We start from the raw sequence: 22,942 nt of genomic DNA, 5'->3' as shown, positions 1-22,942 counted from the left end.
CCTGGCCGCCGTAATAACGCCTGTGTCAGAACTGCTGATCAGTGACGCTGCCGTGACAGAAGGGCGGCATTTCGTCGGTTACCCGGACAGGAACGCTGCCCGGACCTACGCAGGGATCGAGACGGCGGCTGACGCTGTCGACGGTCATGTATTTCCCCAGGCTTTGGGATCTGAGCGTCACGTGATTCCCCACCCTGACGATCACGATTCCCCATAGGGACGGTGACAGTGTGCGGCCCGGCTGATCGCACGCGGCCCCAAGCAAGCAGCGGAAATGAGGTGGACGTGGCCGAGATACTGCCGTCATGGCCGTCACCCAGCAGCTCGCCCGCATCCCGACGGAATATCTCGCCGCCTGCCGCCATTCCGCCGACACGTCACAGGACCGCGATCCCCAATGGGATCCGCCGACGTGCGACGTGTTGGACCTCGGCTGGGCACCGATACTGCTGGCAGGCCTCGGCGAGGTGGCCGGGCTCGAAGAGGTCCGTCTCGACGCTCCCCGCCGGGCCACAGCCCGCGACACTGCTCTCGACCTGGGCTTCCTCGACACGCACCCGAACGGCATCGCTCCGTTCAGACCTGCCCCCACCGCCTTGTCCGCCGCTCAAGCGCATGTCTCCGCATTGCTCGGCCAGATCGACATGCCCGCCCTGCTCCCCGCCGTGCCGACGGACGACCGTGAAGCCAGAGCCGTGATCAGCCACGGAACAGACCAGCTCACCGGCAGTCCGAGGGAGTACCTGCGACGCTGGCTGTCCTCCCGCGGGATCCGGCACCGTCTCGCCCGCAACGGCATCGATTCATCCCGACGCCTGGGCCGGCACCGCTGGGTCGTGGAACGGACCGTTTCCTGACTGTCCGACTGCCGACGCCTCCACCGCCGCTACGAGCGCAAGCCGGAACACTTCCTCGCCTTCACCACCATCGCCGCGACCCTCATATGCCACCGCCGACTCACCAACTGACACGACGTCTTAGTTCCGCGTAGTGGTCGACAGCCTGATCGGGCAGCCCGGCGTACGGCTGCACTGCTACCTGGACGTACGCCAGGAACTCAGCCCTAAGCACCGGTCACGCGCGCGGCCAGCGAGAGTTGGCACCACGCTGACCTGACATGGACGGGATCATGGTCGGAGTGGAGGGCGGAGCGACCGCGTACTGGACGAAGCCCGGCGGACCGCCGACCCGGTACACCTGGTGCACCTGTTCGGTATCCATCCCGGCACCGCCGTCCGATACGTCCACACCGCGCACCCCGAGAAGGCGCTGCCCTGGATCCGCTGAGCCGGGCGGCGCCGTCCAGTCCGTCTGCAGCCCACGCCCTGACCCGCTTTCACATGGCCGTGTGCGCGCAGACTGGCTTCCTCGCGGAGCCAGAAACAGTTGAGCGAGCCCACCAGTACGGGTTCAGCCGAGATACGCGCCAAGGGGCAATGAGTAGATTCTGATGCGGCTTTACGCGTGGTCAGCACAGTGACGCCGCAGTAAATGCGTACATCGCCCTGGAAGCCGGAACGGTCCGCCGCAGGTCGCGACGATCACGGCCAGGGCTCCGTCGCAGTGAATCCGGTATTTACTGCGGCAGTTGCGAACGCGTCTCCGCGATCGAACATCCGCCCGAATGCGGTTCCGTTGTGCGGACTTGAGAAAGGAGACTGTCAGTGCCCGGCGCCAGCACGCTTACCTGGGCCATGCCCCAGGTCCTCCATCACAGGCAGGCACTCGGCGAGCAGGTCGACGACGTCGCGCCAGGCTCGCTGCGCGTGCTGTGGGTGGTAGCCGACGCCGGGGACCACAGGGTGGTCGACCGGCGGGTGGTGGAAGGCGTGCAAGGCGCCGCCGTAGACCGCGAGGCGCCAGTCGACGCCCGCGGCCTGCATCTCTGCGGTGAACGCATTCCGTTGCGCGGGCGGCATGATCGGGTCTTCCGACCCGACCCCGGCCCACACCGGGCAGCGAATGCGCGCTGCCTCGCCCGGTCGGCCCGTGGTCAGTGCGTTGACTGTGCCGATCCCGCGCAGGTTGACGCCGTCGCGCCCGAGTTCCAGCCCGACGGCGCCCCCGGTGCCGTAGCCGACGGCGGCGATCCGGTCGGGGTCGGTCCGCGGTTCGGTGCGCAACACGTCGAGTGCTGCATGGCCGATGCTCCGCATCCGGTCGGGCTCAGCGAGCAGTGGCATGCAACGGGCCAGCATCTCCTCGGGGTCGCTCAAATAACGCCCGCCGTGGAGGTCGAAGGCCAGCGCTATGTATCCCAGTTCGGCGAGAGCATCGGCCCGGCGGCGCTCGACATCGCTGAGCCCCGTGCCCTCTGGTCCGAGCAACACTGCGGGCCGGCGGTCGACACCGGCCGGGAGCGCGAGGTGCCCAATCATCGTCAGACCGTCGGCCGGGTACTCGACCGTACGCGTCGTAATCGTCGTCATGAGACTGGACTGTAGTGATCGTCGAGCCGGGTCCGGCCGCTGTTCTGCCGCTGGCAGAGCAGCGCGGGTGTCCTCTGAAATACGGGACGGGCCCGGCGCTCAGGGCTTCAAGATCATCCCGTTGCCCCTTTGGCGCGTATCTCGGTCACACCCCAGTACCCAGCTACAGATCCGCAATCCAGGGATGTCCCGGGTGTACGCGGTTGAGTAGCTCGGCCAGGGTCTCGCGCTGAGCTGGGGACATGTGTGGGAGGGTCGCGTCGAAGTCTGATTGATCCTTTCGGCGGGCGTGCTTGGCCTTGAACAGCAGGACCAGTTCAGGCGCCAGATACGGGATGCCGTCTTGGGTGTGCTGGATGATGTCGCTGTAGGGAAGCCGGATCCTCTCATCGCGTCGGCAGATCCAGGTGTCGCCGTCGTGCGGTTCGCGGAACACGTCGAGCAGGTAGTTGCCGGTGGCAGGATCGCGGAGCCAAGTCTGATGTACGGCGGCCAGCACCTCCGGTGTGGCGTCCTCCCAGATCCGGCCGCTGCCTGCCGCGTCGAAGACGTATCCGGGGAAGTGGTGACTGACCTCGGGAAAGCTCGCGGCCGGAATCGCGATCTCGATGTCCCCATGAGCGCGCGAAGGCCTCATTGACGTTCATCATGATCCCGTCCGGGCGTAGTAGGAGAGTCCGGTGCCGAGGCTGCGCTGAAAGACGCCCGGCGGAAGGAGGTGGCGGGAGTGGACGAGCCCATCGACATCGAGGCGCTGCAGATGCTTGTGCAGCAGCATCGCGCACAGTTGGGGCTGAGCCTGCGGGCGGCGGCGGAGCAGGCCGACGTGCCATTCAACACCCTCGCCCGGGTAGAGAAGGGCCACTTGCCGGACCTCGCCAACTTCACCCGACTCGTCGACTGGCTGGGCCTCTCTCCCGAGCGTTTCTTCCAGCCCCCACGGCTCCGTACGGAGAGTACCCCGGACGTCATCGCGTTCCATCTGTCACGCGACCCCAACCTCACGGATGCCGCGGCCGAGAAGATCGCCGGGTTGGTCAAGGAGCTCTACGGGAGCCTGGCGGCCCGCGAGAGTGAGGTGAAGGTGCACCTGCGCGCGGCGTCTACGTTCACCCCGCAGGCCAGCCGGATGCTCGCCGACCTTCTCGCCACCATACAGAGCAAGCTGACGGCCTCCGACACGGGCGGCTCCGCCCAGGGAAGGGGTTAAGGGTGCGCCGAGGGTTCAAGTCGGAAGCGGAACGGCTGGCGGACCGCGTACGCACACAGCTCGGTCTGCGCTCCGACGCCCCGCCGGACATCCGCAAGCTGGCCGCACATCTGCGCGTCGAGGTGATCGACGCGCAGGAGCTGGTTGGCATGGACAGCCTGCGAGAGCTCGAAAGCGTGCAGCCCGGTGCGTTTCCCGCCGCCACGTTCCATCTGCCAGGCGGCCGTACCGTCGCCGTCTACAACCCGTGCAACGAGCCCGCTCGTACCAAGAGCGACATCGCCCATGAGCTGGCCCACGTCCTGCTCGGCCACGAGGTACGTGAAGTGCAGCAGATCGGCGGGCACGCGTTCTTCACGTGCAACCCCGAACAGGAGGAGAAAGCCAACTGGCTGGCCGACTGCCTGCTGCTACCTCGTCAACTTCTACTCCGCCACGCGTACGCGGGAGCCGACACCAAGGCACTCGCAGACACTGCCGGAGTAAGCCTACCCATGGCCCGATTCCGCCTCAACACCAGCGGTGTCCTGCTCCAAGCACGCCGCGCTTGGGCAACCCGGGGCGGTAAAGAATCTTGACCAGATCTTCAACGCCGTATCACTCAACTTGATCTCGTGATGTCGGGTTCCTGAGAGGCTGGCCAGTGTTGGATGTGGGTCCTGATCGGCCGTACAAAGTGTCCGAGGACGTCTCTGAGAGCGGCCAGTTCCTCGTCGGCTACACCTGAAGCGCGCGGGATTCAGATGGCAATCTCGAAGCAGGCAAAGCTGCGCAGCCAGTCGTAGCCGGACCGACCCCACCACAGGAACCACCACATATAGAGTCTCCGCGGACAGCGGGAATTTACAGCTGCATCCCGCCCTGGCAAGGGATATCCGGTGGCATCCGCCGCGTTAATGGAAACAGGCTTGCACCAACCAACCCCAAGCACGAAATGCCCCTTTAGGTATGGTCGACGAGTCCCTAGTGGGTCAGCTAGCCTCAATAGTTACCTGCCCGGCCTCAGTAAGGCCTGTTCGGCCCACACGCGCGCTCATGCACCACTCCGAAACATTACGGATGGAGAAGCGATGCCCAAATACGGTCCCATAACCCAGCAGCCTCGGCAACGTCCTTCCGGCATGCCCGCGTGGAAATACCAGCCTTACCCAACTGTCAGCCTCGAGGATCGGACCTGGCCGTCTCGAACGATCTCGCAGCCGCCGTTATGGTGTGCCGTGGATCTCCGCGACGGCAACCAGGCGTTACCGATTCCCATGGACATCCAGCGCAAGCGGAAGCTATTCGACCGTCAAGTGCGCATGGGGTACAAAGAGATCGAGGTCGGCTTCCCAGCAGCCAGCCAGACAGATTACGAATTCGTCCGACTACTGATCGCGGACGATCTGATCCCGGACGATGTCGTCATCCAGGTGATCACACCAGCCCGCGAGGAACTGATCCGGCGCACTTTCGAGGCAGTGAGCGGGGCACGATACGCGATCGTTCATCTGTACAACTCAACCTCTTGCTTACAGCGTGATGTTGTCTTCGATATGAACCGTGGGCAGATCGCCGATCTGGCCGTTCGGGCCACCGGACTCTGCTCGGCGCTGGCCGAGGACCTGGCAGGTACGCACATCCAGTTCGAGTACACGCCGGAGTCGTTCACCGGTACGGAACTGGACTTCGCACTGGAGATCTGCGATGCCGTCACACAGGTTTGGCAGCCCAGCCCGGCGCACAAAATGATTGTCAATCTCCCCGCCACAGTTGAGATGTCGACCCCAAATGTCTATGCTGACCAAATCGAGTGGATGCACCGCAATTTGGCACGTCGAGATTCTCTGATTCTGTCGATCCATCCGCACAATGACCGAGGTACGGCGGTTGCCGCGGCCGAGCTGGCCTTCATGGCGGGCGCCGAGCGCATCGAAGGCTGCTTGTTCGGCAACGGTGAGCGCACCGGAAACGTCGATCTGGTGACGCTGGGTATGAATCTTTTCAGCCAGGGGATCGATCCGTTGATCGACTTCTCCGACCTTTCCGAGATAGCGGCGACGATCGAGTACTGCACTGGTCTGCCCGTTCATCCTCGTCATCCTTACGCAGGCGAGCTGGTGTACAGCGCGTTCTCGGGATCTCATCAGGACGCCATCAAGAAGGGATTGGAGGCGCGGGGTCGCAGGGCTGCCGCAGCAGGTGACGACACATCGCAGTTCCCCTGGGCGGTGCCGTATCTCCCCATTGACCCGAAGGATGTCGGCCGCGACTACGAGGCGGTCATTCGGGTCAATTCTCAGTCGGGCAAGGGAGGTGTCGCGTATATCCTCAAGTCCGAATACCAACTCGACCTGCCCCGTGGACTGCAGAGCGAATTTGCCCAGCTGGTGCAGGAGATAACCGACTCCGACGGCGGCGAAATCTCGCCCGAGGAAATCTGGAAGTGCTTCCGGCGTGCGTATCTCGACGTCTGTACGCCGATCGAGCTGGACGAGCATCAGTTGTCGTCGTCCAACGGCCGTGAAGAAGCCCACCGACTGGCGTTGCGGGCCGTCATCCACGGTCGTCCGATCGAACTCCAGGGAGAAGGCACCGGCCCCATCGACGCGCTCCTGGATGCTCTCGGCAGGGCTGGACTGACCGGTTTTGCCGTCCGTGCCTTTGCGCAGCACGCGCTTGGCTCGGGCAGTCGGGCCCAGGTCGGGGCGTATGTGGAGATCTCCCACGCCGACCGGTCCACTTGGGGTGCGGCCCTGCACACCAATCTGGCGGCAGCCTCCCAGCGAGCCGTCGTGAGCGCGGTCAACCGCCTTCTCCTCGACGAGTGACCAGAACGCGTGGCCCCAGCACGCGATAGATGCCCGGGACCGGCCGGTCGCGATCGTGCCGACGGCTGCTCCGCCCGGTTCCGGTGGCACAGGTCCCGGACCCGCCCGATCATCGCGCGCGCTCGTTCCCGTCCGATGCCGGGGAGTCCATGAGCTGACGTACGAGTCGCACGAACTGCGCCGCGGTCGAGTTGCTGTAGAACTGCCTGGGCGACACCTTAGGCAGGTTCACCTCCCGCATCTCGGCGATAGCCCGGACCACCAGCAGGGAGTTTCCGCCGAGCTCGAAGAAGTTGTCCTCAGGCCCTACCTCCGTGTTCAGCAGACGATTCCAGATCTGCAGCACGTCGTCGGCGGCCGCGGCAGGGGCGGTCACCGTGGCAGCGGATCGTGAGGGGGCCGATTGCAGTTCCGGAAGCCGGGACGCGTCCAGTTTGCCGTTGACCGTCAGCGGAACGGCCTCGACCTCGGTGATCGTCGACGGCGTCATGTAGTCGGGCAACGCCCTGCGGGCATGGGCAAGTATCTCCTGCGTATCGACAGCCCCGGCGGCCCCGGCAACCACGACGAATGCGTCGATCCGGGTGCTGGAGGGATCGCCTGAGGAGTCCTGCCGGACCACCACGACCGCGGCTGTCACCTGCGGCGCTCCCAGCAACACCGCGCGGATCTCGTCCAGTTCGACGCGGTGACCGCGGATCTTCACCTGCGAGTCCAGACGGCCGAGGTGATCGAGGCGGCCGTCCGGGCGCAGCCGTCCCTTGTCCCCGCTGCGGTATAGGCGTTGCCCGGTGACGTCGTCGATGACGAAGCGCTCGGCAGTGAGCTGCGGCTGTCCCAGATAGTGGCCGGCCACTCCCGCCCCGCCCACCCAGATCTCTCCCGCCGGTCCTGGCGGAAGCAGCCGTCCCTGCTGGTCCCGGACCGACAGGGACCACCCGGGCAGAGCACGGCCGACCGATCGGGATCCCGCCGCGACGTCCGCCGGGGTCAGCGTCTGAGCGGTCACGTGCACCGTGGTCTCGGTGATGCCGAACATGTTCACCACCCGGCACCGTGTGTGGGAGTGCTGGGCGAACCATGGCGCCAACATGCGCACATCGAGCGGCTCACCACCGAAGACGACCAGCCGCAAGGCCAGCTCGTGGGGTGCCCGCAGATCGGCCCGTACCAGTTGGGAGAAGGCCGAAGGGGTCTGGTTCAGCACGGTAACGCGGTGGTCCGCCAGCAGCTCGTGGAACTCTTCGGGATCGCGTGTCACCCAGTACGGCACGACCACCAGTCGGCCACCGGTCAGCAGACAACCCCAGATCTCCCACACAGAGAAGTCGAAGGCGCTCGAGTGGAAGAGCGTCCAGGTGTCGTCCGAGTCGAGGCCGAAGTCCTCGGCGGTGGCTTCCAGCAGAGCCAGAACGTTGCGGTGAGGCACCACGACGCCTTTGGGGCGCCCAGTCGAGCCCGACGTGTAGATCACATACGCGGCGTCGCCCCCGTCACCGTCCACTCGCGTACGTTCGCCCGCTGCCGCGGACTCGCCGGCAAGACCCCGCAGTTCGTCAGGGGTCACGATCCTCGTGCCGGTCGTCTCGGGGAACCGCTCCGCGGTCGTGACGACGACGGACAACTGCGCGTTGTCCGTCGTGAACCGCAGCCGTTCCGCCGGGTAGCGCACGTCCATCGGCACATAGGCACAGCCGGTCTTGAGTACGGCAAGCAGGGTGACGACAAGGTCGGCGTCGTGTTCCAGACAGACGCCCACCCGGATCCCCGGCACGACGTCCAGGGCGCGCAACCCCGCCGCGATCCGCTCGGCCCGGTCGTCAAGCTGCCGGTACGTCAGCCGCTCATCGCCGGCGACCAGGGCCTCCGCCTCAGGTTGTCGGTCCGCGACCCGAACGAACGCCTCGTGAATCCGGCCGTCCGTGCCGGATGCACGTCCCTCACCGCCTAACCGGAGGACCTCGTTCGTCTGCTCCGCCGTCATGAACTCGAGCTGCGACAGCGGCCGCTCCTGCGGCCCCTTGGCCAGTTGCCGGGCGAGGTGTCCGACATGGGTGCGGAACTGATCGGCGATCCGGGGCGCGACGGTTCCCTCGTCGTACCAGCAGGTGCCGCGGAACGATCCGTCACGTTGCCGCTCCACATGGAGGGTGAGCGGAAAGAGCGGTGGCAGACACGGCACGTAGCGGGTGTCTGCCCGCCCGGTGTCCAGCACTACCCCCACCGCGGGCAGGTCGCGTGGCACTGGGGGAGCTTCGTCCAGTTGTCCGAGGAACTCGGCCGCGGACTGGTCCTCGTGAGCCTTGACCGAGCGTGCGCGGATGTCGTCGGCGGCGCCGCCGGTGGGGGTCAGGAATCCGAGCAGGCCGGGCTCCTCACCACCGTATCGGGCAAGCGTAAGCGCGATCGCACCGACGACAAGCCGCTCGTCGAGGTCCGGGGGACCGGCGAGGTCCAGCGGAACACTGCCGACGATGCCCGCACACCGTGGATCACCGAGTCCCCACTCGACGCCTCCATGGGCCCTTTCATGAAGGGGCGGACGCTGCGGGGTGGGCGCTACGGAGGGAATCGGTGGGACATCTCCCACCGCTTCGGGCCCTTCCAGCACGAGCGCCCCTACTTGGCGCATCGTCGCTCGTGACACCGCGGAGCGAACGGCCAGGAGCACGAGGTCCACCACCCCATCGGCATACCGAAGCAGCACCGCGCGGAGTGGATACCTGTCCGCACGAACCGGGCGCGACGCCTCGGTATCGGCTCTGTCCCGCGCTACCGGTTCATCACTCCGCGCCGGTATCGCGGTTTCCCAGAGCCGGAGCGGCCCGAGCTCCGGCCACCGTTGACGGCCCATCGCCAGTTGCCGCTGAGCGCGTGCCGTGTCGATCGGGCCGGGCGCTCGCACCACCAGGCTGTGGCATACAGCGTCCCGGTCACGTGCCGTGGAGGTCGTCATCAGCAGCCTTCTGCCGTGGTGAGCGGAGCGGAACTAGTTGGGCCGGGCCGGAGCCCTGTCACCGGGCGGTGAATCCTCCGTCGACGGTCACTACGCTGCCGGTCACCTGACGGGAGTCGTCTCCTGCCAGCCACAGGGCCGCGCCCGCGACGTCGGACGGCTCGATCAGCGCGTTCATGGGCTGGTCCCGGACGAATATCTCCTCGTGCTCGTCCACCGGAACATCGAGCGAGCGGGCGATCTCCGATAGCATGCGTCCCTCCGCCACAGGATCGTCCCGGACCGAGCCGGGACACAGCGCGTTCACCCGGACCCCGGCCGACGCATAGTCCAGAGCCGCGGCCTTCGTCAGTCCGATCAGGCCGTGCTTGGCCGCGACGTATCCGGCGAAGTGCCGGTAGCCGACCGTACCGGCGGTCGAGGCCACGTTGATGATGCTGCCCGACCGCTGACCGGCCATCGACGGCGCGACGGCCTTCATCATCCGCCAGGCGCCGGACAGGTCGGTGTCGAGCATGAGCGACCACTCGTGCTCGGTGATCTCGTGCACGATCCTGCCGGACGGCGCGGCGATTCCCGCATTGTTGACCAGTATCTCGACCGAGCCGAACCGGTCGAGCGCCTCGTCCACCGCCGCCCGGCACTGATCGGGATCCCGTACATCGGCGAGGGCGACGACGACGGCGCTGCCCGCGCGCTCGCAGGAGTCTGCCGTGTGCACGAGCTGGCTGTGCGAGCCGAGGGGATACGGAACCCCCGGCAGATCACGCCCGATGTCGAGGAGCAGCAGGTCGGCTCCTTCCGACGCGAATCTGAGCGCGCACTCACGCCCCAGTCCGCGGGCTGCCCCGGTGATGACGGCCGTCTTCCCCTTCAGCCGCACGCCGTGGGCCCTCCGTCCCGTCCCGTGCCTTCGGCGATGGCGTGCAGCAGTGGCCCGGGGGCGTCGGCCAGGTACATGTGACCACCTGGGAGTTCCAGATACGCGAAGCCGCCCACAGTGACGCTCGCCCACTCGTGCGCCTGTTCCCGTGAGACGAGCGTGTCGTCGGCCCCGCGCAGTGCGGTGACCGGAACCGTGAGTGGCTCGCTGGAGGATGGTTTGTAGTTCTCGTGCATGGCCACGTCGGCACGGAGCAACGGCAGGAGAATCTCCAGCAGTTCCGGTTCATCGAGTGCCTGATGCCGGTACCCCGCGAACTCCCGCACACGGTCCAGGAACTCGTTGTCGGCAAGGCCCGTTGCCCGCTCGGTGCGTCCGTTGCCGGGCCCGGGCGCCCCGCTCACATACAGGTGCCGCAGCCCCCGGTATCCGGTCCGCTCGAGTTCGCGGGCGATCTCGTAGGCGAGAACCGCACCGAGGCTGTGCCCGAACAGAACGATGGAGGCGTCGGCTCCGGCCTCTTCGACAAGCCGTGGCGTCAACCCGGCGACGGCTTCCTGCACATCCTCGAACGGATCGTCCAGGAACCTCTCCTCACGGCCGGGCAGTTGCACCGGAAGTACCCGGCCTCCCTCCACCGGCAGGGGTCCCCATGCGCGGTAGAAACCAGCCCCGCTGCCGGCGAAAGGAAGGCAGACCAGAGAGAAAGGCCGTATCGGCATGGGTACCCCTTCGTTTTCCATGACAGATGGCCAACCGACACCATCCCGGAGGACGGCTCATCTCAATCATTCGAAAATCAGTCACGCTGCCGGAATTAATATCCCCTCATCGACGCACGCAACTCGAAATTACTGCCCTCCCACATCGACAGCCAAACCCGACCGACCCGATTACTCCGGCCCAACTCACCCCGCCACACAAAATGGCGCAAACATCCACAAAGAGACAATCGGTCATTTCCCTTTACGGGTACAGCAGCAGCTCTTGACCCGTCGCGACCGTCTACGTAGGCTCTGCAACTATTCGCCCATTGCAACGCGCGCAGTTTTTACCGCCGCCTCAGGCGGCCGGATGGGACACCAATAGATGACCCCGCGATCCGAGGTTGGCCGAATCACACCACAGATTGGCGCGATTGCACAGTGACCGAGGGCAGTGAAAACAAGACTTCCCCCAAGGCCTCGGCATGGTGGCGGCAGAACCGATTTCCGCTGTTCGTGGCATCGAGAGTGATCTCCCTGACCGGAGATGTGGCTACCACCACTGCTCTCACCGTGTATGTGTACGACGAGACCAAATCCAGTCTTGCCATCAGCGGGCTGTTCGTCGCCAGAGTCCTACCCCGTCTGTTCGGGCCGCTGGCCGGCGCCATCAGCGATCGGCTCGATCTACGCAAACTCATGGTGTATTGCGATATCGCCTCCTGCGTCGTCTTCCTGTTGATCGCCCGGCTCGATCCCTCCTACACGATGCTGCTCGCCATGGTTCTCCTGGCCGAGGTGGCCGCCACCATCGCCTCGCCCGCGGCGGAGACCGTCGTGGCCCGCACCGTCCCGGCCGAGTCCAGAGGGCGGGCAAACGGAGTGATGATGGCGGTGCTGACCGTGAGTTTCGCCGGCGGCGCCGCCATCGGTGGTCTGTCCGCAGGGGCCTGGGACTACCGCGTGGCCCTCTATGTCAACTCCGCCTCGTTCGTGGTGTCGGCCGTCCTGATCGCCGGGGTCCGGCGCATGCCGCCGGACGAGTCCCGTCACGGCAGTACTCCCAGCATGGCCTCCTCACTCCGCAGCGGTCTGCGCCTGTTGCGGGTGGACCGCGAGATCATGCTCGTCTCGGTGTGCACGATCGGGGTGGCGTTCGCCGCCGCGGTCGACCGGCCCGCGCTGGTCGTGCTGGCCGAGCGCGACCTCGGATCCGCGGGGATCGGTTATGGACTGGCCCTCGGAGGCGTCAGTGTCGGCGCCCTCCTGGCGACCTTGTTGGTGGGCCGGATCCGGTATCTGGACGCCTCCGCGGGTGTCTTCACCGCTGGTCTGCTGTTGCAGGCGCTCGGCCATCTGTTCATGGGGTTCTCCCCCGTGGTTCTGATTCTGGTGTGCGCGGCCGCGATCGCGGGCTTCGGAAACGGAATGGAAGCCATCAGCGGAATGACAATGCTGCAACAGACGAAGACACACGGGTCCGTCGGAATGCTGATGGGCGTCGTGGTGAGCGGATCCTACGTGGGCAACGCCGTCGGCTCGGTTGCGGGCGGTTTTCTGGTCGAGGCGGCCGGACCGAGATGGACCTTCGGTGTCGCCTCCTTCCTCATGGCCGGGCTCTCCTGCCTCGCCCTCCGCGCCAGGCAGCCGGGACCGGACGAGTTCGTCGCCGCGCCGAGGGACAGCTTCCCCGGCTCGAAGATGGTGGACGGGATCGCCGACGGAAGCCAGAAATAGCCGAAAATCCCCCATCGAAATTCAGACGCTTACCTCACGAGCGAAGGGAAGCACCCCCATGGTTGAGTTGTCCGAGTATTCGGCCTGGCACGGCACCCGGCCAATGAAGACGGCGCTGGAAAACCTCGACTCCGGGTCGTTCCTTGTCGAAGGGCGTGGGGTTCGAGTTCGGGATCAGGCTGGCCGTTGGTATCTGGACGGGCGTTCCTCACTATGGAATCTGACCCTGGGCCACGACCATCCGAAAGTCATCTCCGCGATACGCGAGCAGCTCGACTCCCTGCCCTTCGGAACACTGCTCTCGTACGGCCGGCCGCCTGCGGTCAGCATTCAGTTCGCCAACGCGCTCGCCGCGCGGCTGCCGGCCGGGTTACGGCACATCCGGCTGGGGAACACCGGGTCGCAGATGACCGAATCAGCCGTATTGCTGTCGCGATTCTTCCGCCAAGAGGCGGGCGAACCCCGACGCACCGCGGTCATCAGTTTCGACGGCAGTTATCACGGAACGGGACCGTGCGCGACCGCCCTCAGCGGGCATCTGCAAAAGGCGCACGAATGGTGTGGGCCGCTGATGGACGACGTGCATCAGGTGCCCGCCGAGGGGTCATGGCACAAGGCCGTTCAGGAACAAGTGGCCGCACTCGGGCCGGACCGGGTGACCGCGGTGATCTTCGAGCCTCTGATGGGCAGCGTGGGAACCATCCCCGACCCCGGCGACCTGGCCCGTATGGTCGACTACTGCCGCGGTCAGGGCATCCATGTGATCGCCGACGAGGTGACGACCGGTTACGGCCGTATCGGTCATCTGTCCCGGGTGCTCCAGCTCGGCATCCACCCGGACATGATCGTGTTCAGCAAGGGAATCACCGCCGGTTACGTGCCCGGGGCCGCGCTCGCCGTGTGCGACGAGATATTCGATCCGCTCGCGTCCGCGGCGTCCGGCCGGGCGTTCATCCATGGGTCCACCACGGACGGACACCCGCTCGCCGCAGCGGCCGGCCTCGCAGTGCTCGAAGTCCTCTACGAGGACGGTGTCATGGACTCCGTCGCGCACAAGAGCGAGGTACTGCGGGCGGCGCTGGAGCGGGTGCAGCGAGAGTTCGTACCGGGCGGGGAGATAGCCGGTACCGGCCTGATGCTGAAGTTCGCGTTGCGCGACGAGCAGGGGCAGACCTGGTCGCGGGAGGAGGTGAACGCCCTTCACGCGGCCTGCGAAGAGGCAGGCCTGCTGGTGAGCATCGCCATCGAGGGTCTGTGGGTTCTCCCGCCCCTGGTCATCTCCGTACAGGAGTGCGAAGAGATCGCCGAGCTGATGGCCACAGCGCTCAAAGCCACTCTGGCCGACGAGCTTCACTGAACCGAGCTCGCCCCCTCTGTCGCGTGCCAGAGGGGGCGAGCTCGTCACGCCTCCAGGGCTTCGGCGTAGTCGCCGGGTATCCGGTTCATGACGGTCCGCCAGGGAGAGCGGAACAGGCACGGCTTCCAAGATCATGGAGTTCTCGACGCCCCGTGACCTGCCTGGAAGACCGTGCCTGCCGAAGCATCATCGCTGATCCCGCCTGCCCTTGACCAACTCCGCGAGCATCCAGAGGTCGCGCCGGAAGAAGTGCCCGGACTGCTGGGCCGCCTTGCACAGGTGCCCGATCCGCGTGATCCCCGTGGAGTGCGCCACGCTCTGGTGGGCGTCCTTGCCCTGGCCGCGTGCGCGGTGCTGGCGGGGGCAACGTCGCTGCTGGCGGTCGGCGAATGGATCACCGACGCTCCGCCCCACGTACTGGAACACGTCGGCGTGCGACTCGACCCCCTGTTCCCCAAACGGTCCTTGCCTGCGGAAACGACGGTCCGACGACTGCTGGCCCGGATCGACGGCGACGCATTGGACCTGGCGGTCGGCCGCTGGCTCGCCGACCGCCGCAACCGAACCCGGGGCCGGCTGCGCGGCCTGGCGGTCGACGGCAAGAGCCTTCGCGGAGCGGCCAAAGCGAAGGGCCGCAAGATCCACCTGCTTGCAGCCCTGGATCACACCACCGGCCTGGTCCTGGCCCAGTTGGACGTCGGCGAGAAGACTAACGAGATCACCTGCTTCCAGCCGTTGCTGGAGACCATGGACGACCTGGCCGGGGTGGTCGTCACCAGCGACGCCATGCACGCCCAACGCGAGCACGCCGACTACCTTCTCGGCCGTGACGCCCACTACATCGTGATCGTCAAGGGCAACCAGAAGAAGCTCCGCAAGCAGCTCAGATCCCTTCCGTGGACAGAGATCCCGCTGCAGGGCCGCGTGCGGGGCATCGGCCACGGACGCTCGGAGACCCGACGGATCAAGGTGGTCACGGTCAACAGCCTGCTCTTCCCCGGAGCCCGGCAGGCCGTGCAGATCAAGCGCCGTCGCACCGACCGCAAGACCGGCAGGACCACCATCAAGACCGTTTACGCCGTCACCAGCCTCACCGCTGAGCAAGCCGGCCCCGCCCAGTTGGCGACCCTGATCCGTGATCACTGGCAGATCGAGGCCCTGCACCACGTCAGAGACACCACGTTCGCCGAAGACGCCTCACAGCTGCGAACCGGCAACGCGCCCCGGGCGATGGCTACTTGGCGCAACCTCGCCATCGGCGCCCTGCGGCTCGCCGGCGCGACCAACATCGCCGCAGCTCTGCGACACAACGCCCGCAACGCGGACCGCCCGCTCGCCCTGCTCGGCCTCAAGTGATCACGAAACGGACGCCCGCCGACTACGCCGAAGCCCTGGTCACGCCTCCGGCAGGAATCCGGATTCGATGAAATAGCGCAGGTACTTGTCGATCAGGGTTTCGTCGATCTCCGGACACGCGATCCCGGACCCGAGAAGCCCGGACCGGGTGTTGCTCTCATCGAAGAGCGGGACGGGGGCCGAGGACCTGCCGGCCATCGCGCTTTGCAGGACTGACACCGAGGCCACCGAACTCAGCGGGTCGCCCCCGCTCCGGCCCGCGGCGGCAGCCAGCAGCCGGTCCCACTCCTGTTGCGGAACACTGCTGATCGGATAGCCAGCCGCCCGGACCCGACGCGTCACGGCCGCCAGGGAGGTCGGCGCCCCGTTCACCAGATGGAAGGCGGACCCGTCGGGTCGGCGGTGGTGTGCCAGATGAACAATGGCGTTCGCCACGTAGTCCACCGGCACGAGAGCTGCCTCGGCGAACCTGTTGTCCGCACCTTCCTGGTCAGGAACGGCCCCCAGCTCCACGCACGCCCTGACGTAGTGCCAGAAGGCGTCGTCACCACCGGTCGCCCCCGTGGCGGTGTGCCCGCTGATCCGCCCGGGCCGGTAGACAGCGGTGGGTACGCCGGTGCGCTGCGCCTGCCTGACCAGTTCCTCCGCCACCCATTTGCTGCGTACGTATCCGCTGGCCGGGAGCGCCTCCGGCTCGCAGCGATCGTGCTCCATCAGGGGCCCGGACCCGCCGGTGCGGGCAGGAAGCGTACTACTCGTGGAGATGTAGTGCACGGGAGTGATACGGGAGCGCGCGGCAAGCCGGATGATCTCCTGGGTTCCCGTCACGTTGGCCGCTCGTACACGGGAGTACGGATCGACGATGTTGACCCGCGCGCCGTTGTGATAGATCACGTCCGCCTTCTCGGCCAGCTCGTCGAAGTGTGCCTCCGGCAGGCCGAGCAGCGGTTCTTCCAGGGATCCGGGCACGGCGGTGATCCGGGACTCCAGCGACTCGTCCCACAGCTGGTACGCGCGAAGTGCGCGTCGAACGCGCTCGGCCGCCTCCAGGACGTCTGACGCCCGTACCAGGCAGGTGACCTGGGCCCGCGTCCGGTCCAATATCGTCCTGAGGAGGAAAGCTCCGAGGAACCCGGTCGCTCCCGTCAGCAGGACGTGGCGAGGCTCCAGCGCACGCGCGAGGTCCGCCGGAGCGCCGAACTCGATACCTGGATCCAGCACGGCATCCGCCCACAGGTCGGGCCGATCGCGCTGGTCCGGCTGATCGTCCGATTCGAGAGCCTGGGCGAGCGCGGCCACGGTCTGCGCCTCGAAGATCATGCGCAGCGGCAGGTCCCGCCCCGCCCTGCGATGCAGTTCGCTCACCAGCCGCACGGCCAGGAGGCTGTTGCCGCCCAGGTCGAAGAAGCTTTCACCGACGCCGGCCTGAGGTACGTTCAGGATCTCGGCGAACAACTCGCACAGCAGCACCTCGAGCACGGTGCCGGGCGCCCGGTCGTCCCCGCCGGAACTGAACTCGGGGGCGGGCAGTGCCTTGCGGTCGAGCTTCCCGCTGCCGGTCAGTGGGAATGCGTCGAGCACGACGATCGCGGCGGGCAGCAGGTGCTGGGGCAGGCGAGTGGCCAACGACGAGCGCAGTCCGGCCGGGTCGGGCCGTGCGGCGCCGGCAGGCACCACGTAGCCGACGAGCATCCGGTCGTGCGGCCGGTCCTCTCGTACCGTCACGACCGCCCGCGCCACACCGGGGAGTTCGGCGAGCGCCGCCTCGATCTCGCCGGGCTCGATCCTGAATCCGCGGATCTTGACCTGGTGGTCGGCTCTGCCGAGGAACTCCAGGGCGCCCGCGGCGTTCCACCGCGCGAGGTCGCCCGTTCGGTACATGCGTGCTCCCCCGCCCGCGAACGGGTCGGGGAGAAACCGTTCCGCGGTCAGACCGGGGCGGTGCAGGTATCCCCTGGCCAGTTGTACGCCGGACAGGTACAGCTCCCCACGCACCCCGGGCGGGACCTGCTTCAGGCTGTCGTCCAGCACATAGGCGCGGGTGTTCCAGACCGGACGGCCGATCGGCACCGGGCCGGTGCCGGACTCACCCCGCCGACAGTGCCACCAGGTGACGTCCACCGACGCCTCGGTGGGTCCGTAGAGGTTGTACAGCTCCGCGTCGAACCGCTGGTGCGCTTGTGTCACCAGTTCGGGCGACAGCGCCTCACCGCTACAGATCAGCCGCCGCAGGCTGGGGCATCGCGTGACGGCCGGGCTGTCCAGGAACGCGCTGAGCATCGACGGTACGAAGTGAACCGTGGTGACGGCCTCCGACCGGATCAGGCGATCCAGGTAGGCGGGATCACCGTGCCCTTCCGGTTCAGCCACCACCAGCGTCGCGCCGACGATCAGCGGCCAGAAGAACTCCCACACCGAGACGTCGAAGCTCGACGGTGTCTTCTGGAGGACCCTGTCGTCGGGCCGCAGGCCGAACTGCGCCTGCATCCACAGCAGTCGGTTGGCGATTCCCTCGTGCGGAACCAGCACCGCCTTGGGTCGTCCCGTCGATCCCGAGGTGTAGATCGCATAGGCCGCGTTCTGAGGCGCCGGTTTCCCGAACCCGGCGGTTCCGGTCGAGCCGCTGTCGGGGTGGCCGGAGAGGATGTCTGCGGGGATGCCCTCGTCCAGCACCAGGACGGGGCGGGCGTCCTCGTACAGGAACGCGATCCGGTCGGGTGGCAGAGCGGGGTCCACAGGAAGGAAGGCGGCGCCGGACTTGAGCACCGCGAGCAGCGCCACCACCAGTTCCACCGAGCGTGGCAGCGCGACGGCGACCACCTGGTCCGGGCAGGCTCCCCGCGCGGTCAACCAGTGCGCGAGCCGGTCGGAACGCGCGCCGAGTTCCGCGTAGGTGAGCCGGGTCCCGCCGAAGACCAGCGCTTCGGCCCACGGGGTACGAGTGACCTGCTCCTCGAACAGTTGCGGCAGCGTGGTCGGCGGTACCGGGTGGGCCGTGTCGTTCCACCCGGTCAGCGACTGCCGGTACTCCTCGGCAGGGAACAGGTCAGCCCGGCTGACCGGCTGGTCCGGTTCGGCGACCACGAAGGTGAGCAGGGCCATCAGGCGGCGGACCAGGCCTTCGACCGTGGCCTCGTCGAACAGGTCGGTGTTGTATTCGAGGAATCCACCGATACCGGTGGAGGCCCGGCCGGACAGGTGCAGCGCGAGGTCGAACTGGGCCGAGTCGGTCCGGACCGGCTCACGCTCCGTCCGGAGCCCGGTCAGGTCCAGGCTCATCTCCGCCTCGGTCTGGAAGGCGAACAGCACCTGGAACAGCGGATGCCGGGAGAGCGACCGCGCCGGGTTGAGCAGCTCCACCACCCGTTCGAACGGCAGATCCTGATGGCTGTACGCCGCCGCGTCGACCTCACGCAGCCGGGCCAGCAGTTCCCGGAAGGTCGGATCACCCGAGGTGTCCGCCCTCAGTACGAGGGTGTTGACGAAGAATCCCACCAGCTCGTCGGTCGCAGTGTCGGGCCGGCCGGCGACCGGGCTGCCCAAGGGGATGTCGTCGCCTGCCCCGGACCTGCTGAGCAGGGCGGCGAACGCGGCCTGCAACACCATGAACAGGGTCGCGCCACTCTGCTTGGCCAGGTCGAGAAGGAGCCCGTGCAGGTCGGCTTCGACGACGACGGGAATCCTGGCACCCCTGTTGCGGGCCATGGCCGGACGCGGCCGGTCGGTCGGCATGGGAAGCTGCTCGGGCAGTCCTCGCAGGGCTTCGAACCAGAAGGCACGCTGCTGGGCAAGCAAACTGTCCGGATCACTCTCCGCTCCCAGCGACGCGCGCTGCCAGAGGGTGTAGTCGATGTACTGCACGGGCAGGGGCGCCCAGCCAGGTGCGTCGCCGCCGGACCGTGCCGCGAAGGCCGTAGCCAGATCACGGGTGAGCAGGCCCAGGGAGAATCCGTCGGCGGCGATGTGGTGGAGCACCAGCAGGAGAACGTGTTCGTCCGGTGCGAGGCGGAACAGCGTGGCACGGATCGGAGTTTCGACCGTGAGGTCGAAGGTGTGCCGGGCCGCGCGGCTCAGGGCCGCCGAGAGGCCGTCGTCGGTGGCATCGGCCGTGCCCAGTACGGGTCCGGCGGGGCCGTGCGGAACGAACTGGCACGGTATGCCCCCGTCCTCGGGGAAGGTGGTACGCAGGATCTCGTGCCGTTGGACGACATCGTCGAGCGCGGCCGTCAGCGCGTCCTGGCTCAGTGCTCCCGAGATCCGGAACGCAGGCGCGATGTTGTAGATGGCGCCCGCTTCCCCGAGCCGGTTCAGGAACCACAGTCTGCGTTGCGCGTAGGACAACGGAACCTGGGCGGGGCGTGGCGACCATGGGCGCAGGGGCGGGCGGTCGCCTATGCCCGTGGGGGGGCTCGCGGCGAGGTCGGCGACCGTATCGGTGAAGCTGCGCAGATCGGAGTTGCCGAAGAGATCCGGGGGCCGCAGGGTGACCGCGAACTCGGCCTCCACCGCGACCAGCAGACGCAACGCGGTCAGCGAGTCACCCCCCAGGGCGAAGAACTCCGCGTCGTCGCCGACCGGAACCCGCAGCACCCGCCGCCAGATCTCCGCCATCCGTTCAACGTCCGTGAAGCCCTCGCCGGGTGCCGCTTCCGCCGTCTCCGCCGTACCGATCAGGGCCGGTAGATCCACCTTCCCGTTCGGGGTCAACGGCAGGCCGTCGGTGACCACCAGGTTGTGCGGCTGCATGAACGTGGGCAGCTGTGCCCGTAGGGACTCTCGGAGCTGGGCCTCGACCAGTTCCCTGTCGGCCCCGGACCGGATCTGCGCGATACCCACCAGGCGCCGGTCGGCGGCGTCCTTGCCGTCGGCCAGAGCCCTGGCGACCCGGACGGACGGGTGCGCTCTGATCACCGCCTCGATCTCGCCCAGTTCGACCCGGAAACCCCTGACCTTCACCTGATGGTCCCTGCGGCCGACGAAATCCAGCGAGCCGTCATCGAGCAGGCGCACCCAGTCACCGGTGGCATACATCCGGTGCCCCGGCCGTAGCGGGTCGGGGCGGAAGCTCCGCGCGGTCAGGGCCGCCTGCCCGAAGTACCCGCGGGCGACACCGTCCCCGCCGATGAACAGCTCACCCAGCTCTCCCGGCGCGACCGGTTCGAGGTTCCGGTCCAGGACGTAGCAGCACGTGCCAGCGATCGCCGTGCCGATCGGCACGGTGTTCCAGACGGTTCTGGCGTCCAGGGAACCGACGGTCGAGAAGGTCGTCGCCTCGGTCGGGCCGTAGGCGTGCACACGGAGCTGGTCCGGCCGGTTGAGGGAGGTCAGCACCGAGGGATCCAGTACGTCCCCGCCCACGATCAGCAGCCGGAGCGCCCGCAGCGCGGCACGGCAGTCCGGGTGCCGCATCAGTTCGGTGAACAGGCCGGTGGTGACGAACGCGGCCGTGCTCGCCTCGAACAGCGCCGCATAGTCGGCCGGACCCATGTCCCCCGGGGGTGGGAGCACGAGGGTGGCACCCACCACCAGCGGCCCCCAGACCTCGTACGTCGTCACGTCGAACGCCAGGTTGCAGTTCTGGGCCACCCTGTCGTCGTCGCGCACCGCGTAGAGCTGGTCGCCGCCGAGCAGTCGGCGTACCGCGTCGTGCCGGATCATCACGCTCTTCGGTCTGCCCGTCGACCCCGAGGTGCAGATGATCATCGCCAGGTCGTCCGGCCCGACCTCGGCGTCCGCCGACTCGGCGCCCCCCGGTTCACGGGTCGCCCCGGCGGCGCGCCGGGCCAGGCCGGCCAGAGCGAGGACGCGAGTGCCGGCCCCGCCCTCGGCCGCCGCGCCGGGGTCCCCGGCCACGACGAGCACCTCGGCGCGGGCGTCGTGCAGCACGAGGCGGAGACGGTCGTGCGGCCAGCGGTCGTCGGTCGGGAGATAGGCGGCCCCCAGCCTAAGCACCGCGACGGCGACAGCAACGAAATCGAGGCCCCGGGAAAGCCGGATGCCGACCACCGACCCCACGGCCACGCCCATGCCCCGTAGTTCCGCGGCGATCAGTGCCGAGCGTTCGTCGAGTTCGGCGTAGGTGTACCAGTCGGTGCCCTGTACGACGGCGATCCCGTTGGGCCTGCTGCGGACGACTTGCCGGAAGAGGCGGTGGATGGGCACGAACCCGGAGATCTCCGGTTCCTGAGCAACGAGGGGGATCTCGGTGTCCGGGCTGTCGGCGAGCAGCAGGTCCAGGGTGCGCAGGTACTCGTCGGCGACACCTCGAACGTATCGGGCGTCGTACCGGCCGAGGTCGAACTCGATGATGAGTCCGAGCCCGTCGTCGTCATCGTCCGGGAAGGTGGCGGTTAGGTCGTACTTGGCCGTACCGGTGGAGGTCAGCAGCCGTTCCGCCCGGTGGCTGGCGAACTTCACGTATCCGACCCGGTCGGTGCGCTGAGCCACCATGGTCTGGAACAGGGGGCTCGGGCCGGCGTCGCGGCCCACGCCCGCCGCCTTTACGACGGCGCTGAACGGCAGCGCCTGGTGTTCGATGATCCCGAGTACAGCGTCCCGCACCGCAGCGACGGTCGCTCGGAGTGTGGTGCTCGCCGGAAGCCGTAGGCGCAGGGGCAGCGGGTTGACGAAGAGGCCCACCGTGCCGAGGTCCTTCTCGTCGGTGCGATTGGCGGCGGGTATCCCGATGACGAGATCCCGCGCTCCGCCGCGCCGGGCGAGAACGATGGCATAGACGGCGAGATAGAGCATGTACGGAGTCACGCCTGCGGCGGCGGCTACCTTCGCGACCCTGTTCTGGGTACCCGGGGAGAACGGGAAGCCGATGCGTTCGCCTCGGTGTGTGGTGCGTCGACCGGGGCCGGGGAAGCTGGTCGTCACGGGGGTGTCCGCGAGCTCGCGCTGCCAGTGCCGTACCGACCTGGCGGCCTCCTCACCCTCCAGCCAGTCGCGTTGCTCGCGGCTGAACTCCCGGTAGGGGCGTGGGTTCCTCGCCGGTTCGGCTCCCGCGTAGAGGGTGCCCAGCTCATCCACAAGGATGCCGATCGACCAGCCGTCGGCGACGATGTGATGCATCACGACGGCGAGGTAGGTCACCGTACCCGTAGTACCCACGAGACACCGCCAGAGCGGCGGCCGGTCGAGGGCGAACGGCTGCACCAGCACACCGTCGAGCAGCGCCCTGAATTCCCGTTCGTGGTCGCCCTGCGGATTCAGGGCGTGCGTCACGACCGGCACGGGGTACGCGGGGTGGATCACCTGCCGCACCACCGTTCCGTCGCCCTCGAAGGTGGTGCGCAGCGCCTCGTGGCGTTCCTGGAGCGACGCGACGGCCGTGCTCAGCCGGGCGGCGTCGAGCTCTCCTTCGACGCGCAGCACCTCGGCCATCGTGTACACGGTGTCGGCGCCCCTGAGCATCTCGTTGAGCCACATCTGCTCCTGGATGGAGGAGGCGGGCACCGTGACCATTTCATCCGCGGTGGTCATCGTTCTCCTTCTGCG

The 22,942-nt window shown here is 67.4% G+C and carries 13 protein-coding genes and 2 pseudogenes; 7 read left to right on the top strand and 8 right to left on the bottom strand.

What is annotated here, in order from left to right; all coding sequences use genetic code 11:
• Positions 1–740: 740 nt before the first annotated feature.
• Positions 741–968, top strand: a pseudogene (locus tag OG718_RS52105) (IS5/IS1182 family transposase); the annotation flags it as partial.
• A gap of 106 nt (positions 969–1,074) precedes the next feature.
• On the opposite strand, the gene OG718_RS52100 reads toward OG718_RS52105, so the two are convergent.
• The 3 genes from OG718_RS52100 to OG718_RS52090 all read right to left on the bottom strand — a co-directional run bounded on the left by OG718_RS52100 (position 1,075) and on the right by OG718_RS52090 (position 3,066).
• The gene (locus tag OG718_RS52100) at positions 1,075–1,221 is read right to left on the bottom strand and encodes a hypothetical protein (protein ID WP_328847630.1); all 147 of its coding nucleotides are present in this window, start codon (positions 1,219–1,221) and stop codon (positions 1,075–1,077) included.
• Between the two features lie 440 nt (positions 1,222–1,661).
• A complete protein-coding gene (locus tag OG718_RS52095) occupies positions 1,662–2,429 on the bottom strand; it encodes a dienelactone hydrolase family protein (protein ID WP_328847629.1) in 768 nt (255 codons plus the stop codon).
• A 163-nt stretch (positions 2,430–2,592) separates the two neighbouring features.
• On the bottom strand, positions 2,593–3,066 hold the full coding sequence (locus OG718_RS52090) for a hypothetical protein (RefSeq protein ID WP_328847628.1): 474 nt from the start codon (positions 3,064–3,066) through the stop codon (positions 2,593–2,595).
• A gap of 90 nt (positions 3,067–3,156) precedes the next feature.
• Between OG718_RS52090 and OG718_RS52085 the strand changes: the two genes are divergently transcribed.
• From OG718_RS52085 to leuA, 3 genes are all read left to right on the top strand, one after another.
• Entirely contained in the window at positions 3,157–3,639 is a 483-nt protein-coding gene (locus OG718_RS52085; protein WP_328847627.1) for a helix-turn-helix domain-containing protein, read from the top strand.
• Between the two features lie 2 nt (positions 3,640–3,641).
• Positions 3,642–4,217, top strand: a complete 576-nt coding sequence (locus tag OG718_RS52080; protein ID WP_328847626.1) for an ImmA/IrrE family metallo-endopeptidase — start codon at positions 3,642–3,644, stop codon at positions 4,215–4,217.
• Positions 4,218–4,709: 492 nt separating this feature from the next.
• The gene (gene leuA, locus OG718_RS52075; protein WP_328847625.1) at positions 4,710–6,449 is read left to right on the top strand and encodes a 2-isopropylmalate synthase; all 1,740 of its coding nucleotides are present in this window, start codon (positions 4,710–4,712) and stop codon (positions 6,447–6,449) included.
• 109 nt (positions 6,450–6,558) lie between these two features.
• Here the strand turns inward: leuA and OG718_RS52070 are convergent, their stop codons facing one another.
• The 3 genes from OG718_RS52070 to OG718_RS52060 form a co-directional block, all read right to left on the bottom strand.
• On the bottom strand, positions 6,559–9,156 hold the full coding sequence (locus tag OG718_RS52070) for an amino acid adenylation domain-containing protein (RefSeq protein WP_328847624.1): 2,598 nt from the start codon (positions 9,154–9,156) through the stop codon (positions 6,559–6,561).
• 307 nt (positions 9,157–9,463) lie between these two features.
• Entirely contained in the window at positions 9,464–10,288 is an 825-nt protein-coding gene (locus OG718_RS52065; RefSeq protein ID WP_328847623.1) for an SDR family oxidoreductase, read from the bottom strand.
• The gene (locus OG718_RS52060) at positions 10,279–11,010 is read right to left on the bottom strand and encodes a thioesterase II family protein (RefSeq protein ID WP_328847622.1); all 732 of its coding nucleotides are present in this window, start codon (positions 11,008–11,010) and stop codon (positions 10,279–10,281) included. Before OG718_RS52060 ends, OG718_RS52065 begins: the two co-directional genes overlap by 10 nt.
• 423 nt (positions 11,011–11,433) lie before the next feature.
• Between OG718_RS52060 and OG718_RS52055 the strand changes: the two genes are divergently transcribed.
• Both OG718_RS52055 and OG718_RS52050 read left to right on the top strand, forming a co-directional pair.
• Positions 11,434–12,729 carry an MFS transporter gene (locus tag OG718_RS52055; protein ID WP_328847621.1) on the top strand — a complete coding sequence of 432 codons (1,296 nt, stop codon included), beginning with the start codon at positions 11,434–11,436 and terminating at the stop codon, positions 12,727–12,729.
• A 58-nt stretch (positions 12,730–12,787) separates the two neighbouring features.
• Positions 12,788–14,086, top strand: a complete 1,299-nt coding sequence (locus OG718_RS52050; protein ID WP_328847620.1) for an aminotransferase class III-fold pyridoxal phosphate-dependent enzyme — start codon at positions 12,788–12,790, stop codon at positions 14,084–14,086.
• Between the two features lie 186 nt (positions 14,087–14,272).
• On the opposite strand, the gene OG718_RS52045 is transcribed toward OG718_RS52050, so the two are convergent.
• Positions 14,273–14,401, bottom strand: a complete 129-nt coding sequence (locus tag OG718_RS52045) for a hypothetical protein (protein ID WP_328843425.1) — start codon at positions 14,399–14,401, stop codon at positions 14,273–14,275.
• Between OG718_RS52045 and OG718_RS52040 the strand changes: the two are divergent.
• Positions 14,366–15,283 (top strand): annotated as a pseudogene (locus OG718_RS52040) (ISAs1 family transposase); the annotation flags it as partial. The gene OG718_RS52045 and the pseudogene OG718_RS52040 overlap by 36 nt on opposite strands.
• A 198-nt stretch (positions 15,284–15,481) precedes the next feature.
• On the opposite strand, the gene OG718_RS52035 reads toward OG718_RS52040, so the two are convergent.
• Positions 15,482–22,927 (bottom strand): non-ribosomal peptide synthetase, encoded by a 7,446-nt coding sequence (locus OG718_RS52035; protein WP_328847619.1) that lies wholly within the window; start codon positions 22,925–22,927, stop codon positions 15,482–15,484.
• Between the last annotated feature and the right edge of the window lie 15 nt (positions 22,928–22,942).

The sequence above is a fragment of the Streptomyces sp. NBC_00258 genome (genome assembly GCF_036182465.1).
GTDB lineage: Bacteria > Actinomycetota > Actinomycetes > Streptomycetales > Streptomycetaceae > Streptomyces.
This window is presented reverse-complemented; position numbering and strand designations above follow the sequence as displayed.

Bases quoted from the DNA above. Each gene is read 5' to 3' on its own strand.
- OG718_RS52090 (WP_328847628.1), bottom strand. From the start codon at position 3,066: ATGAGGCCTTCGCGCGCTCATGGGGACATCGAGATCGCGATTCCGGCC.
- leuA (WP_328847625.1), top strand. From the start codon at position 4,710: ATGCCCAAATACGGTCCCATAACCCAGCAGCCTCGGCAACGTCCTTCC.
- OG718_RS52100 (WP_328847630.1), bottom strand. From the start codon at position 1,221: ATGGATACCGAACAGGTGCACCAGGTGTACCGGGTCGGCGGTCCGCCG.
- OG718_RS52095 (WP_328847629.1), bottom strand. From the start codon at position 2,429: ATGACGACGATTACGACGCGTACGGTCGAGTACCCGGCCGACGGTCTG.
- OG718_RS52060 (WP_328847622.1), bottom strand. From the start codon at position 11,010: ATGCCGATACGGCCTTTCTCTCTGGTCTGCCTTCCTTTCGCCGGCAGC.
- OG718_RS52050 (WP_328847620.1), top strand. From the start codon at position 12,788: ATGGTTGAGTTGTCCGAGTATTCGGCCTGGCACGGCACCCGGCCAATG.
- OG718_RS52035 (WP_328847619.1), bottom strand. From the start codon at position 22,927: ATGACCACCGCGGATGAAATGGTCACGGTGCCCGCCTCCTCCATCCAG.